The 13,377-nt window shown below is 70.3% G+C and carries 12 protein-coding genes; 3 read left to right on the top strand and 9 right to left on the bottom strand.

Features of this window, described 5'->3' with window-relative positions:
• Nucleotides 1-35 precede the first annotated feature (35 nt).
• The 3 genes from M4V62_RS19265 to M4V62_RS19275 all read right to left on the bottom strand — a co-directional run bounded on the left by M4V62_RS19265 (nucleotide 36) and on the right by M4V62_RS19275 (nucleotide 5,158).
• Entirely contained in the window at nucleotides 36-1,718 is a 1,683-nt protein-coding gene (locus M4V62_RS19265) for an alpha/beta hydrolase (RefSeq protein ID WP_344646460.1), read from the bottom strand.
• A gap of 84 nt (nucleotides 1,719-1,802) precedes the next feature.
• Nucleotides 1,803-3,701 (bottom strand): AMP-dependent synthetase/ligase, encoded by a 1,899-nt coding sequence (locus tag M4V62_RS19270; protein WP_249588491.1) that lies wholly within the window; start codon nucleotides 3,699-3,701, stop codon nucleotides 1,803-1,805.
• A 182-nt stretch (nucleotides 3,702-3,883) separates the two neighbouring features.
• A complete protein-coding gene (locus tag M4V62_RS19275; RefSeq protein WP_249588492.1) occupies nucleotides 3,884-5,158 on the bottom strand; it encodes an acetyl-CoA C-acetyltransferase in 1,275 nt (424 codons plus the stop codon).
• Nucleotides 5,159-5,230: 72 nt separating this feature from the next.
• Here M4V62_RS19275 and M4V62_RS19280 point away from each other — a divergent pair, with 72 nt between their 5' ends.
• Together M4V62_RS19280 and M4V62_RS19285 are read left to right on the top strand one after the other, a co-directional pair.
• Nucleotides 5,231-6,544: a 3-oxoacyl-ACP reductase gene (locus M4V62_RS19280; protein WP_249588493.1), complete on the top strand. Its 1,314-nt coding sequence runs from the start codon at nucleotides 5,231-5,233 to the stop codon at nucleotides 6,542-6,544.
• Between the two features lie 110 nt (nucleotides 6,545-6,654).
• A complete protein-coding gene (locus M4V62_RS19285) occupies nucleotides 6,655-7,458 on the top strand; it encodes a MaoC family dehydratase (protein WP_249588494.1) in 804 nt (267 codons plus the stop codon).
• Here the strand turns inward: M4V62_RS19285 and M4V62_RS19290 are convergent.
• The 4 genes from M4V62_RS19290 to M4V62_RS19305 form a co-directional block, all read right to left on the bottom strand.
• Nucleotides 7,455-8,093 carry a TetR/AcrR family transcriptional regulator gene (locus M4V62_RS19290; RefSeq protein WP_249592898.1) on the bottom strand — a complete coding sequence of 213 codons (639 nt, stop codon included), beginning with the start codon at nucleotides 8,091-8,093 and terminating at the stop codon, nucleotides 7,455-7,457. The genes M4V62_RS19285 and M4V62_RS19290 overlap by 4 nt on opposite strands.
• Nucleotides 8,094-8,251: 158 nt before the next feature.
• Nucleotides 8,252-8,659: an arsenate reductase ArsC gene (locus M4V62_RS19295; protein ID WP_249588495.1), complete on the bottom strand. Its 408-nt coding sequence runs from the start codon at nucleotides 8,657-8,659 to the stop codon at nucleotides 8,252-8,254.
• A 16-nt stretch (nucleotides 8,660-8,675) separates the two neighbouring features.
• On the bottom strand, nucleotides 8,676-9,785 hold the full coding sequence (arsB, locus tag M4V62_RS19300; RefSeq protein ID WP_283779096.1) for an ACR3 family arsenite efflux transporter: 1,110 nt from the start codon (nucleotides 9,783-9,785) through the stop codon (nucleotides 8,676-8,678).
• Nucleotides 9,782-10,186: an ArsR/SmtB family transcription factor gene (locus M4V62_RS19305; RefSeq protein ID WP_249588496.1), complete on the bottom strand. Its 405-nt coding sequence runs from the start codon at nucleotides 10,184-10,186 to the stop codon at nucleotides 9,782-9,784. Before M4V62_RS19305 ends, arsB begins: the two co-directional genes overlap by 4 nt.
• An 88-nt stretch (nucleotides 10,187-10,274) precedes the next feature.
• On the opposite strand from M4V62_RS19305, the gene arsM reads away from it, so the two are divergent.
• A complete protein-coding gene (arsM, locus tag M4V62_RS19310; RefSeq protein ID WP_249588497.1) occupies nucleotides 10,275-11,075 on the top strand; it encodes an arsenite methyltransferase in 801 nt (266 codons plus the stop codon).
• A 115-nt stretch (nucleotides 11,076-11,190) separates the two neighbouring features.
• Here arsM and M4V62_RS19315 read toward each other — a convergent pair whose 3' ends face one another.
• Together M4V62_RS19315 and M4V62_RS19320 are read right to left on the bottom strand one after the other, a co-directional pair.
• Entirely contained in the window at nucleotides 11,191-12,552 is a 1,362-nt protein-coding gene (locus tag M4V62_RS19315; RefSeq protein WP_249588498.1) for a dicarboxylate/amino acid:cation symporter, read from the bottom strand.
• 458 nt (nucleotides 12,553-13,010) lie between these two features.
• Entirely contained in the window at nucleotides 13,011-13,301 is a 291-nt protein-coding gene (locus tag M4V62_RS19320) for a DUF4229 domain-containing protein (protein ID WP_249588499.1), read from the bottom strand.
• Nucleotides 13,302-13,377: the final 76 nt, after the last annotated feature.

A 13,377-nucleotide genomic window follows, 5' to 3' on the forward strand; every position in this document is an offset into this window, starting at 1 on the left:
CCCGCCAGCCACCGGGCACGAACCACCGGCCGCCGCTACTCCTCCTCGTCCACCCCACACGAACTCCCGTTCGCCGGCATCTCCCCGTACAACAGGAACCCGTCCACCTTGTCCCGCACGCACTTCGACCCGGCGTAACCGGTGTGTCCGTCACCCTTGTTGTCGAGCACGACGGCGGCAGACCCGAGCCGCTCGGCGGTCTCCTGGGTCCAGCGGTACGGCGTGGCGGGGTCGCCCCGGGTGCCGACGAGCAGGAAGTCTGGGCTCTTCACGTCGCGTACTTCATCGCGGATGTAGTCCGTGCCCGCGGGCCGCCCGAAGCAGAAGAGCACCGGCATCAGCATCGAACGCCCGAAGATCGCGGACGTCGACTCGAACTCCTCCTGAAGCTTGGTGACTTCCTTCTCTATGCTGTCGGCGTCGGGCCGGTCCGGGTCGTCCGCGCAGTTCACGGCCATGAGCGCGGCAGCCATGTTGTCGGCGGGAATGTCCTCGGGCGCCCGGCCCGCCAGGCCCGCCACGCCCGCCAAGCCCCCCACGCCCGCCAGACCCTGCACGCCGTCCCCGGGTGCCTGCTGGGCCAGCGACCCGCTCATCCGCAGCAGCGCCCTGGGGTCCCCGTCCGCGAGCAGCGCGCCGAGCGCCTGCGAGAGCGCGGGCCACGACTGCCTGCTGTAGAGCGCCTGGCCGAGTACGTCCACGACGTCCTGGCCGGTGAACTCGGCGCCGTCGGAGGACTGGAGCGGGTACGTGTCGAGCCCCTTGATCAGCTCACTCATGTTGTCGCGGGCCGCACGCGAGTCCGTTCCGAGGACACAACCCGCGTTACCCGTGCACCACTTGATGAAGTTGTCGAGGGCGGTCTGCCGCCCCTCCGCGCTGACCAGGGCCTGTTCCTCGACGTCCTCGGTCAGCGTGTCCACGCCGTCCAGGACCATCCGCCCGACCTTCTTCGGGAACTGGGCGGTGTACACGGCGCCGAGCCGCGTCCCGTAGGAGAAGCCCAGGTAGTTGAGCTTCTTGTCGCCGAGCACCTGCCGCATGACGTCCATGTCGCGCGAGACGTTGACGGTCCCGACGTACGGAAGGACGGGTCCCGACTCCTTCTCGCACTGCTCGTTGATCTTGCGCATCTCGTCGAGCACGGCAGCGGGGTCCTCGGGTCCGCCCTCCATCTCCGGCTCCTGCGCACCGTCCTCCCCGCAGCTGACGGGCGAACTCTCGCCCACGCCACGGGGATCGAAGGAGACCACGTCGTACCCCTTGCCGAGATACTCGAACTCCTTCTGCGCATGGAGCAGCCCAGACACCCCCGCGCCGCCGGGCCCCCCGAAGTTGATCAGGAGCGAACCCCGGGGCTTGCCGCTGGACTTGATGCGGACCATGGCCACCTCGACCTTGCCGCGCGACGGTTTCGCGTAGTCGAGAGGGACCGTGATCTTGCCGCACTGGACGTTCTTGTCCTTGGGGACGGCGGTGGCGTCCGACTCGGACAGGAGACCCGCCCCGTCTCCCTCGCAGGCGCCCCACTTGATCTTCTGCGTGTAGAAGCGGGAAAGATCGGGGGACGAGGACGAGGGTGAGGGTGAGAGTGAGGGTGAGGACGCGGGTGAAGAGGGCGACTCGGGCGAAGCCGCCGCGCTCACGCCCGGCAGCCAGGCCCCTGTCCCCATGACGGCCAGCGCGGTCACGCCGGCGAGTACGGCAGCTCTGCGCACGGCAACCTCCCAGGGTCTGCCCCTCGATCACCCTAAGCGCGGGGCAGCGGCCCCGCCCGTCCAGGTGACAGCGAGTGACATCCGCTACCGTGCGTGTCCGTAAAGTCCCTCGATCTCCTCCGCGAAGTCCCGCTCGATGGCGTCCCGCTTCAGCTTCAGGGACGGGGTCAGATGGCCGCTCTCCTCCGTGAAGTCCACGGGCAGCACGGCGAACCGCCGGATGGACTCGGCCCGCGACACGAGCTTGTTCGCCTCGTCGACGGCGCGCTGAAGCGTCTCGCGCAGGTCGGCGTCGTCCACGAGACCGGGGCCCGTGTGCGCCTTCTTCTTCATCCGGCACCAGTGCGCGATGCCGTCCGCCTCCAGCGTGAGCAGGGCGGTGATGTAGGGCCGGTCGTCGCCGACCACCATGCACTGGCCGACCAGCGGGTGGGCGCGCAGCCAGTCCTCCAGCGGGGCCGGGGCCACGTTCTTGCCGCCGGTGGTGATGAGGATGTCCTTCTTGCGTCCGGTGATGGAGAGGTATCCGTCGGCGTCGAGTGCGCCGATGTCCCCGGTCGCGAACCACTCCCCCCGCTCGGGCACCACGCGGCCCGCCTGCCCGTCCCAGTACCCGCCGAAGACCTGCCCTCCGGCGAGCAGCACCTCCCCGTCGTCCGCGATCCGCACGCGCGTGCCGGGCAGCGGCCAGCCCACCGTGCCGAGCCGCGGCTTCAGGGGCGGTGTCACGGTCGCGGCGGCGGTGGTCTCGGTCAGCCCGTAGCCCTCGAAGATCTCGATGCCCGCGCCCGCGTAGAACGCGGCGAGGCGGCGCCCGAGCGGCGAACCGCCGCAGATCGCGTACCGCACCTTGCCGCCGAGGGCCGCGCGGATCCGCCGGTAGACCAGCGGGTCGTACAGCGCGCGGGCCATCCGGAGCCCGAACGTCGGACCGGGTCCTGTGCCGTGCTGCCGCGCCTCGACCGCCTCGCCGTAGCGGACCGCGATGCGGGCGGCGCGGTCGAAGGAGGAGGCGCGGCCCATCTTCTCTGCGGTGGCGCGCCCGGTGTTGAAGACCTTCTCAAGGACATACGGAATGGCGAGCAGGAAGGTCGGCCGGAAGCCTGCCAGGTCCCCCAGCAGATCCTCGGTCTGAATGCTGGGCGCGTGCCCGAGCCGCACCCGCGCGCGCAGACAGCCGACGGCGACCATGCGCCCGAAGACGTGGGACAGCGGCAGGAAGAGCAGCGTGGAGGCAGGCGCCTTGCTGACGGACTTGAAGACGGGATGCAGCAGCTCGATGGCGTTGTCGACCTCGGCGAAGAAGTTGCCGTGGGTCAGGACACAGCCCTTGGGCCGCCCGGTGGTGCCGGAGGTGTAGATGAGCGTGGCAACGGAATCGGGCCCCAACTCGGCCCGCCTCCCGGCGACTTCGGCATCGGAGACATCCCCGTTGCGCCCCAGCTCGGCGAGCCGCCGCACGTCCCCCTTCTCGAAGGACCACAGATGCTCCAGGTCGGGCATCCGGTCCCGCTCGGGCCCGAGCGAAGCGGCCAGCGCGACGGTCTCGACGGCGAGCGCGACGGCGCCCGAGTCCTGGAGGATCCACCGGGTCTGATAGGCGGAGGAGGTCGGATAGACGGGCACGGTGACGAGCCCGGCCGCCCAGCCCGCGAAGTCGAGCAGCGTCCACTCGTACGTCGTACGCGCCATGATGGCGAGCCGGTCCCCCGGGGCGAGCCCTTCGGCGATCAACCCCTTGGCGACGGCGAGCACTTCCTCGGCGAACTCCGCGGCCGAAACGTCCCGCCACCGCCCGTCGTCGCCCTTCCGGGAGAGCACGGCTTCGGCGGGGGCCTCGCGGGCGTTGTCGAAGGGGATGTCGGCGAGGGACCCACTGCTGACGGGGGCGGCGAAGGGCGGCACGGAGACTTCGCGGACGACGCCGTCGAGATGGCGCAGACGGGGTTCGACGAGGGCTGGCTGGGGGGCGACGGGGGGCATGGGGTGGCGGCTCCTTGTCGGGTGATGGTCGGGTGATCCGCCTCCCGGCATCCGCCGGTCCGCGCTGCGGGACTGCGGCTCGCCCGGGACTGCGGGACTGCATGCGGGCGTACGCGGCGGAACCGGTGGGCGGTGAGCGGTGGCGGTGGGCGGTGGCGGTGGGCGGTGGGCGGTGACAGTGGCTACCGCTCCAGAATCGCGGTCACCCCCTGACCGCCCGCCGCGCAGATGGAGATGAGCCCGCGCCCCGGCGTACCCCGTTCGGCCAGCAGTTTCGCCAGGGTGGCGACGATCCGCGCACCGGTGGCGGCAAAGGGATGCCCCGTGGCGAGCGAGGACCCGGCGACGTTGAGCCGGTCCCGGTCCACGACGCCGAGCCCGCGCTTCTCCCAGGCGGCGAGCGTGGCGAGCACCTGCGAGGCGAAGGCCTCATGGATCTCGACGAAGTCGAAGTCCGAGAGGCCGAGCCCGACGCGCTCCAGCATCCGCGGCACGGCGTACGCGGGCGCCATGAGCAGCCCGTCCTCACCACCGACGACATCGCCCGCGACGAAATCGACGGCGGCGGTCTCGTACGCGGTCAGATAGGCCAGCGGTTCGAGCCCGCGCTCCTCGGCCCACTCCTCACTGGCGAGCAGGGCGACGGCGGCACCGTCCGTCAAGGGCGTCGAATTCCCGGCGGTCATGGTCGGGTTGCTGCCCGTCACCCCGAAGACGGGCTTCAGCTTCCCCAGCTTCTCGACGGTCGACCCGGGCCGCAGATTCTGATCCCGCTCTAGCCCACGGAACGGCACGACGAGCCCGTCCAGGAGCCCCCTGTCGTACGCGGCGGCGAGCCGCTGGTGGCTGGCCGCCGCGAGTTCGTCCTGGGCCTCGCGGGTGACGCCCCAGGCCTGGGCGGTCACGGCGGCGTGCTCACCCATCGAAAGCCTGGTGCGGGGCTCCGCGTTGCGCGGGATGTCGGGCACGAGGTGCGAGGGCCGCACGCGGGCAAGGGCCTTGACCCGGCCGCCGGCCGACTTGGCGCGGCGGGCGGCCAGGAGGATCTTCCGCAGGGAGTCGTTGACGCCGAGGGGCGCGTCGCTCGCGGTGTCGGCGCCGCCCGCGACGGCCGACTCCGTCTGCCCCAGCATGATCTTGTTGGCGGCGGCGATGACGGCTTGCAGCCCGGTGCCGCAGGCCTGCTGGATGTCGTACGCGGGTGTGGTCGGCGCGAGGCGGGAGCCGAGGACGGTCTCGCGGGCGAGATTGAAATCGCGGCTGTGCTTGAGCACGGCACCGGCGACGAACTCCCCCACGTCCCCCGTCCCCTCGAGCCGATACCGCTCGACGAGCCCGTCGACGGCGGCGGTCAGCATCTCCTGGTTGGACGCGGTGGCGTACGGGCCGTCGGAGCGCGCGAACGGGATGCGGCTGCCGCCGATGACCGCCACGCGGCGGGTGGTGGGCAGATTCATGTCTCGACCAGCTCCTGACCCTTGAGTAACCTTACTCTGAAGTAAATTTACGACCGAGCTGGGAGTTGGACAATGGCCGACCGCTATCTGAACTTCACGGGCACGGCGCCCGGCCGCTTCCTCACTCGAAGGCTCGGCCTGCCGCAGCCGTCGCCGCTGCGCCGCTGGACACCGGAAAGCCCCTCCCTGGAGGGCGAGTTGCTGCACCTGACGGCAGGGGAATCCCCTCACGAGGCGGACCTCCGCCAGATCCTGACCCGGACGAACCTCACACTCGCCACAGAGTCCTCACACCCGGCGGCGGTGGTGCTCGACGCGACGGGCATCAGCGACACTCCTGGCCTCGCCCAGGTGCACGCGGCGCTGCACCCCGTGGTGCGCTCGGTGGCGGAGAACGGCCGCGTGGTGGTGCTCGGCGCCCCGGTCTCGCCGTCGGACCACCACCAGGCGGCGGCGCAACAGGCGTTGGAGGGCTTCGTACGCTCCCTGGGCAAGGAACTGGGCAGGGGCCGCACGGCGACGCTGGTCCGCATGCGCTCGGCGGAGGCGGCGGAGTCGACGCTGCGTTTCCTTCTCTCACCGAGGTCGGCGTATGTCAGCGGCCAGGTGATCGAGGTCGGCGACGCCCAGGCGGCCCCCTGCGACTGGGACCGCCCGCTGTCCGGCCGTACGGCACTGGTCACGGGGGCGGCGCGGGGGATCGGCGAGGCGGTGGCGGAGGTCCTCGCGCGGGACGGTGCGCACGTGGTCGTACTCGATGTGCCGTCGGCGCAGGGGGATTTGGTACGGGTCGCGGACCGGCTCGGCGGTACGGCGCTGCCGCTGGACATCACGGCGGACGACGCCGGGGAGCGGATGGCTTCGGCGCTGGCGCCCGACGGCCTGGACATCCTCGTCCACAACGCGGGGATCACGAGGGACCGCAAGCTGGCCAACATGCCGGCGGACCGCTGGAACCCGGTCCTGGACGTGAACCTGACGAGCGTGCTGCGCACGACGGACGCGCTGCTCAAGTCCGGGACGCTGAACCGGGGCGGGAGCGTGGTGGCCACGGCGTCGATCGCCGGGATCGCGGGGAACGTCGGCCAGACGAATTACGCGGCGAGCAAGGCGGGGATCATCGGCCTGGTACGGGCTCTGGCGCCGGGGGCTCACGCGGAACACGGGGTGACGGTGAACGCGGTGGCCCCCGGCTTCATCGAGACGAAGATGACGGCGGCGGTCCCGCTCTTCATCCGCGAGGCGGGCCGCAGGATGAACTCCCTTGCGCAGGGGGGCCTTCCGGTGGACGTGGCGGAGACCACGGCGTGGCTCGCCGCGTCGGCCTCCGGCGGGGTGAACGGTCAGGTGATCCGGGTCTGCGGCCAGAGCCTGCTCGGGTCGTAGCCCTCGTCCCAGCGGACCTGCACCCACAAACAGACCAGCCCCGAGCAGCCCGCACGCACCCGCAGCCGGATCGACACCGCAGGACCCACACACCCCCCGAAAGGACCCCCATGCTCGCCCCCCTCCTCCTCCGCGGCGCGATCCTCTCCCCCCTGAAGCGGCCCCGCCCCGACGCCCCGCTCCCCAGCGCCCACCCCACCCTCACCGGCGTCCGCCCCAGCCCCGCCCACCTCGCCGCCTACTCCCGCCTCTGCGGCTACCGCACCCCCACCCACACCCTCCCCCTCACCTACCCCCACGTCCTCAGCTTCCCCCTGGCCATGCGCCTCATGACCACCCGCGCCTTTCCGCTCCCCCTCCTCGGCCTCGTCCACACGTCCATCGAGATCACCCAGCACCGCGCGCCAACCACCGCCGACAGCCTCGAACTCTCCGTGCACGCCGCCCACTTGACCCCCCACCGCCGCGGCACCGAAGCCACCCTCGTCACCGAAGCCCGCGTCGACGGCACCACCGTATGGACCTCCAGCAGCACCTACCTCGCCCGCCACCGCACCACCGCCGAGACACCCCGCCCACCGCGCGGCAGCGATCCCCTCCCCGCCCACGCCGAGTGGCCGCTCCCCTCAGACCTCGGCCGCCGCTACGGCGCCGTCTCAGGTGACCGCAACCCCATCCACCTGTACCCCCTCACCGCACGCCTCCTCGGCTTCCCCCGCGCCATCGCCCACGGCATGTGGACCGCCGCCCGCTGCCTCGCCGAGTACGACACGCCGGAATCCGCCCACGTACAGATCGACTTCAAGGCCCCCGTACTGCTCCCCAGCACCGTCACCTACGCCGCCGACGGGCCGGCCTTCGAACTCCGGAGCAGCGACAGCAACACCACCCACCTCAGCGGAACCATCCGCTAAGGAACCCACCGCCGCCCCTCCATCAACTCCCCGAGCCCCGCCCACGCGAAGTTCATCAGCGTCGCCGCGGCCTCCTTCGCGGACACCGACGCATCGCCGTTCGCCCAGCCCGCCAGAGACTCCGCCGCCCCCACCAACGCCTGTGCGAGGCCCGCCACTTCGCGCTCCGCGAGCTCCGGCTTCCGGTGCGCCTCGCGTGCCGCCTCCGCGATCAGCGACGTCACGAACGCCACGATCTCCTCGCGCATCACGGCGACCTCGGCGGCGAACGGCTCCCCCTGCGTCCGCGCCTGGTTGTGCAGCACCACCCACGCGTCGGGCCGCTCCGCGGTATGCGTGAAGAAGGCCTGGAGCCCGGCCCACAGCTGCCGGTCGGCGGGCAGGCCCCCGCGCACGCCGCCCCCGCCCTCGCCCCCGCTGACCCCGGCCCGCACCGCCGCCACCAACGCCGCCGCCTCCCGCCGGATGCACGCGGTGAACAGCTCTTCCTTGGAGTTCAAGTACAGGTACACCAGCGGCTTCGAGACCCCCGCGACGTCCGCGATCTCATCCATCGAAGCCGCCCGGTATCCCCGCTGCCCGAAGATCCGCACGGCGGCGTCCAGCATCTGCTGCTCCCGCACAGCCCGCGGCATCCGCTTCTGCCGCCTCCCCACCGCACCAGCGGCCACCGCTCCGGCCTTCACGTCGCCCACCCCGGCCGCCCACCTTCCACACAACCTGCGCACAGAAAGAACCAGCCTACGATGCTGCACTCACGCCGGAGACCCAGCGGCCCAGCGGCCCGGTGACCTCAGCGCAGCAGCAGCAGCTCCGCGATCAACGCTTCGACCCTCACCCTGATCTCGTCCCGGATGGGGCGTACGGCAGCGATGCCCTGCCCGGCCGGGTCGTCCAGCTTCCAGTCCAGATATCTCTTGCCGGGGAAGACCGGGCAGGCGTCACCGCAGCCCATGGTGATCACCACGTCGGACGCCCGGACAGCCTCGGCCGTGAGGACCTTGGGCACCTCGGCCGAGATGTCGACACCGACTTCGCGCATCGCCCCGGCGACGGCGGGGTTGATGGTCTCGGCGGGAGCGGACCCCGCCGAGCGGACCTCGATGCGGCCACCGGCAAGGTGGGCGAGCCAGGCCGCGGCCATCTGCGAGCGTCCGGCGTTGTGCACGCAGACGAACAGCACAGAAGGAACAGAAGGCACAGAGGACTTCCTCGGCTCAGACACGGGCGGAACCTTCCTGCACAGCAACGGCTTGAGGGAAGCGGCGCCGGGCCGCCAGAGCGACATGCACCAGACCGATCAGCACCGGCACCTCGATGAGCGGACCGACGACCCCGGCCAGGGCCTGCCCCGACGTCGCACCGAACGTGGCGATGGCCACGGCGATGGCGAGTTCGAAGTTGTTGCCCGCCGCGGTGAACGCCAGCGTCGTGGCCCGCGGATAGTCGAGACCGACAGCCTTGCCCAGAGCCATGGACCCGGCCCACATCACGGCGAAGTACACCAGCAGCGGCAGCGCGATCCGCGCCACGTCCACCGGCCGGGAAGTGATCGCATCCCCCTGTAGCGCGAAGAGCACGACGATCGTGAACAGCAGGCCATAGAGCGCGAACGGACCGATCCTCGGGATCAGTTCAGCCTCGTACCAGGCGCGCCCCTTCACCCGCTCGCCCAGCTTGCGGGTCAGGAAACCGGCCGCCAGCGGGATGCCGAGAAAGATCAGCACGCTGCGGGCGATCTCCCACACCGAGACGTTCAGGCCGGTGGTCTCCAGGCCCAGCCAGCCGGGCAGCACGGAGAGATAGAACCAGCCGAGCAGGCTGAACGCGATGACCTGGAACACCGAGTTGAGGGCGACAAGCACGGCCGCGGCCTCGCGGTCGCCGCAGGCGAGGTCGTTCCAGATGATGACCATCGCGATGCACCGGGCGAGCCCGACGATGATCAACCCGGTGCGGTACTCCGGCAGGTCGGGCAGGAAGATCCAGGCGAGCGCGAACATCAGCGCCGGGCCCAGGACCCAGTTCAGGACCAGGGAGGGGACGAGCAGGCGGCGATCCCGCGTGACGGAGTCGAGCCGGTCGTAACGGACCTTGGCAAGGACCGGATACATCATCACCAGCAGGCCCAGCGCGATCGGCAGGGAGACCCCGGTGACGGTGACCTCGGCCAGCGCGTCCCCGAGTCCGGGCACGAGACGACCGAGGCCGAGGCCCGCGGCCATCGCGATCAGGATCCACACCGCGAGGAACCGGTCGAGGAACGACAGCCGCGCCGCGACCGGCCCCGCATCGGCTGCGGCGCCGGCAGCCCTCACCTCGCTCACGAGCCCACACCCACTACCCCCGCACCCACACCCACACCCGTCCCCGGGCGAGTGAGAACCGCCGCGAGCCGGTCCGTCGCCTCGGGCAGCAGCCGGTAGTACACCCACGTGCCCCGCCGCTCGGAGGCGATGAGACCGGCCTGCTTCAGGAGCTTGAGGTGGTGGGAGATCGTCGGCTGGGAGAGATCGAAGGCAGGGGTCAGATCGCACACGCAGATCTCCCCACCCTCCCGCGAGGCGATCATCGACAGCAGTCGCAGCCGCACCGGGTCCCCGAGGGCCTTGAACACCTTCGCCAGCTCAACGGCCTGGTCCTCGGCCATGGGGGCGGCCAGCAGGGTCGGGCAGCACCCATCGGCGCCGCCGTCCTGACCGAGCACCACTAGCTCTTGTTTCGACATGCTTCTATGTTGACGTTCTTCGATCCAAGGCGCAAGCTCGTATCGAGTCTGCATCGAGAAATATCAATACAGTCGAGGAGCGACAGCCATGACCAAGGAATCCACATCCACGGAATCCGCATCCACAGAATCCACATCCACCGACCTGCGCGAAACCGTCCGCGAGCGCTACGCGGCCGCCGCCGTCCAGGTCACCGAAGGCGGCACCGCCTGCTGCGGACCGGCCGCGATCGAGGTCGACGAGAACTTCGGCGGGACCCTCTACGCCGCCGACGAGCGCGACCAACTGCCCGCCGAGGCCGTCGCCGCCTCGCTGGGCTGCGGCAACCCCACCGCCGTCGCCGACCTCCACGAGGGCGAGCGCGTCCTGGACCTCGGCTCCGGCGGAGGCATCGACGTCCTGCTCTCGGCCCGCCGCGTCGGCCCCACCGGCAAGGCCTACGGCCTGGACATGACCGAGGAGATGCTCGCCCTGGCACGCGCCAACCAGAAGAAGGCGGGCGCCACCAACGTCGAGTTCCTCAAGGGCACGATCGAGGCCGTCCCGCTGCCCGCGCACACCATCGACGTGGTCATCTCCAACTGCGTGATCAACCTGTCCACCGACAAGCCCGCGGTGTTCGCCGAGATGTTCCGCGTCCTGGCGCCCGGCGGCCGGATCGGCATCTCCGACGTCGTCGCCGACGACACCCTCACCCCCGACCAGCGCGCCGAACGCGGCGACCACGTCGGCTGCATCGCGGGCGCGCTCTCCTTCACCGAGTACCGCGACGGCCTGTCGGCGGCCGGCTTCACGGACATCGAACTCACCCCGACCCACACCGTCGCCGACGCCATGCACTCCGCCATCGTCCGCGCGACGAAGCCCGTGACCACCGGCGACCACTGATCAGCCGTCACCCCTGCGGCAGAGGTAGAGGCAGAGGCAGAGGCAGAACAGCAAACGTGCCCCGCACCCGGAAAGAATCCAGGTACGGGGCACGCTCACCACGAGCCGGGGGACGTCAGGCGGCGGCGGGCGCGACCTGCGGCTCGTCGGCAACCCCGTCGAACCCGTCGAGCGGCGAAGCCGACGCGTTCTCGTAGGCCTCACGGTCGAGAATCTTCTCGCGGGCGGCGACGATCACCGGCACGGCCGCCTGTCCTGCCACGTTCGTGGCCGTGCGCATCATGTCCAGGACCGGGTCGATCGCGAGCAGCAGACCCACGCCCTCCATCGGCAGGCCCAGCGTCGACAGGGTCAGCGTCAGCATGACCGTCGCGCCGGTCAGACCGGCCGTCGCGGCCGAGCCCACCACCGAGACGAAGGCGATCAGGAGGTACTCCTTGACGCCGAGCTGCACGTCGAAGATCTGCGCGACGAAGATCGCGGCGATCGCCGGGTAGATCGCGGCGCAGCCGTCCATCTTCGTGGTCGAGCCGAACGGCACCGCGAAGGAGGTGTACTCCTTCGGCACGCCGAGGCGCTCGGTGACCTTCTGGGTGACCGGCATCGTGCCGACCGAGGAGCGCGAGACGAAGGCCAGCTGGATCGCGGGCCAGGCGCCCTTGAAGAACTGCAGCGGGTTGACCTTGGCGACCGTGGAGAGCAGCAGCGGGTAGACACCGAACATCACGATGGCGCAGCCGACGTAGATGTCGACGGTGAACGTCGCGTACTTGCCGATCAGGTCCCAGCCGTAGTCGGCGATGGCGAAGCCGATGAGGCCGACGGTGCCGATCGGGGAGAGCTTGATGACCCACCACAGGGCCTTCTGGAGCAGGGCGAGCACGGACTCGCTCAGCTCCAGGATCGGCTGCGCCTTCTCGCCGATCTTCAGTACGGCGATACCGGCGACGGCTGCCATGAAGACGATCTGCAGGACGTTCAGCTCGGTGAACGGCGTGACGACGTCCGTCGGGATGATCCCGGTCAGGAAGTCGATCCAGGAGCCCGCGTGGTCCGGCTTGGCGCCGTCCTTCGGGGTGAGGCCGGTGCCGGAGCCCGGGTTCGTGAGGAGCCCGATGGCGAGGCCGATGACGACCGCGATCAGCGAGGTGATCATGAACCAGATCAGCGTCTGGGTGGCGAGGCGCGCCGCGTTGTTGACCTTGCGCAGGTTGGTGATCGACACCAGGATCGCGAAGAAGACGAGCGGGGCGACCGCGAGCTTCAGGAGCCCGATGAAGGTGGTGCCCACCTTGTCCAAGGTGGTGACGAGCCAGGAGATGTCCTGGCTGCGGGCGAGCCAGCCGAGCAGGACGCCGAGGACCAGACCGCCGAGAATCTGCGCCCAGAAGGGCGGCTTGAGGAACTTGGGTATCCGGGAGCCGGACGTCGGCTCGTCGGCCTGCGGGGCCGGGGACACGGGGGACTTCGCGGACACGGACACACTCCGGATGAAAGCGGGGGACGTGAGGGAGCGGCGACCGCGAGGGGTCAGACGGGACGGCCGTTACGGCGCCGCTGCAGTGCAGATGTCACTTGGTGCTTGTCGCTTGCGCTGTTCAGAGAGGCTCAGCGAGAACTCAGTGGCAGCGACGACAGGCCGCGGACATGCAGCGGCAGAGATCGACATGCAGGCGCGCCACGAGCGGAACGCTCATGGCGATGCGGTGCGCGGCTGCTGTCTTCATGTCGAACACGTTAACACTTGAACTTTGAGAACATCAAAGGTCTTGTTTGAGGTAGACGAGGCCGATCGGAGGCGGGAGCGCTCCGGGACGCAAGAAACCCCGGCCCGGAGCGGCTGCTCCAGTACCGGGGTTGAGGCTTCTGTGACGAAGCTTACGAGTGCGCGCGGACCTTACGAGTGCGCGCGAGCCTTACGACTGCGCGCGGACCTTACGACTGCGCGCGGGCCGCGTCGTCGGCGAGGTCCTCCTGGGTGCGGTTCGCCTCCAGGTTGGCCTTGGTCCGCTCCACGCGCTCGACGACCTGGATCGACGCCCGGTCCCGCTCCTTGCGCAGCAGCACGAAGCTGAGGGGCGCGGAGATGACGAGCGCGAGCAGCAGGACCCACAGGAGGTTGGAGTCTCCGAGGCCCTTGGGCAGGATCCCGGCGTAGACAAGGCCCCAGACCGCGAAAAAGCAGCCCACGAAGAGCCCGAGGCGCATCAGCGTGTAGCGGAGCATGTCAATCCACTCTTCCGTTCCGAAATGGGCCCGAGTAGGACGAGCCCCACCAGTGAAGCACGGCAGGGGTCGCGCC

Origin of the sequence: Streptomyces durmitorensis, from assembly GCF_023498005.1 — a bacterium.
GTDB lineage: Bacteria > Actinomycetota > Actinomycetes > Streptomycetales > Streptomycetaceae > Streptomyces > Streptomyces durmitorensis.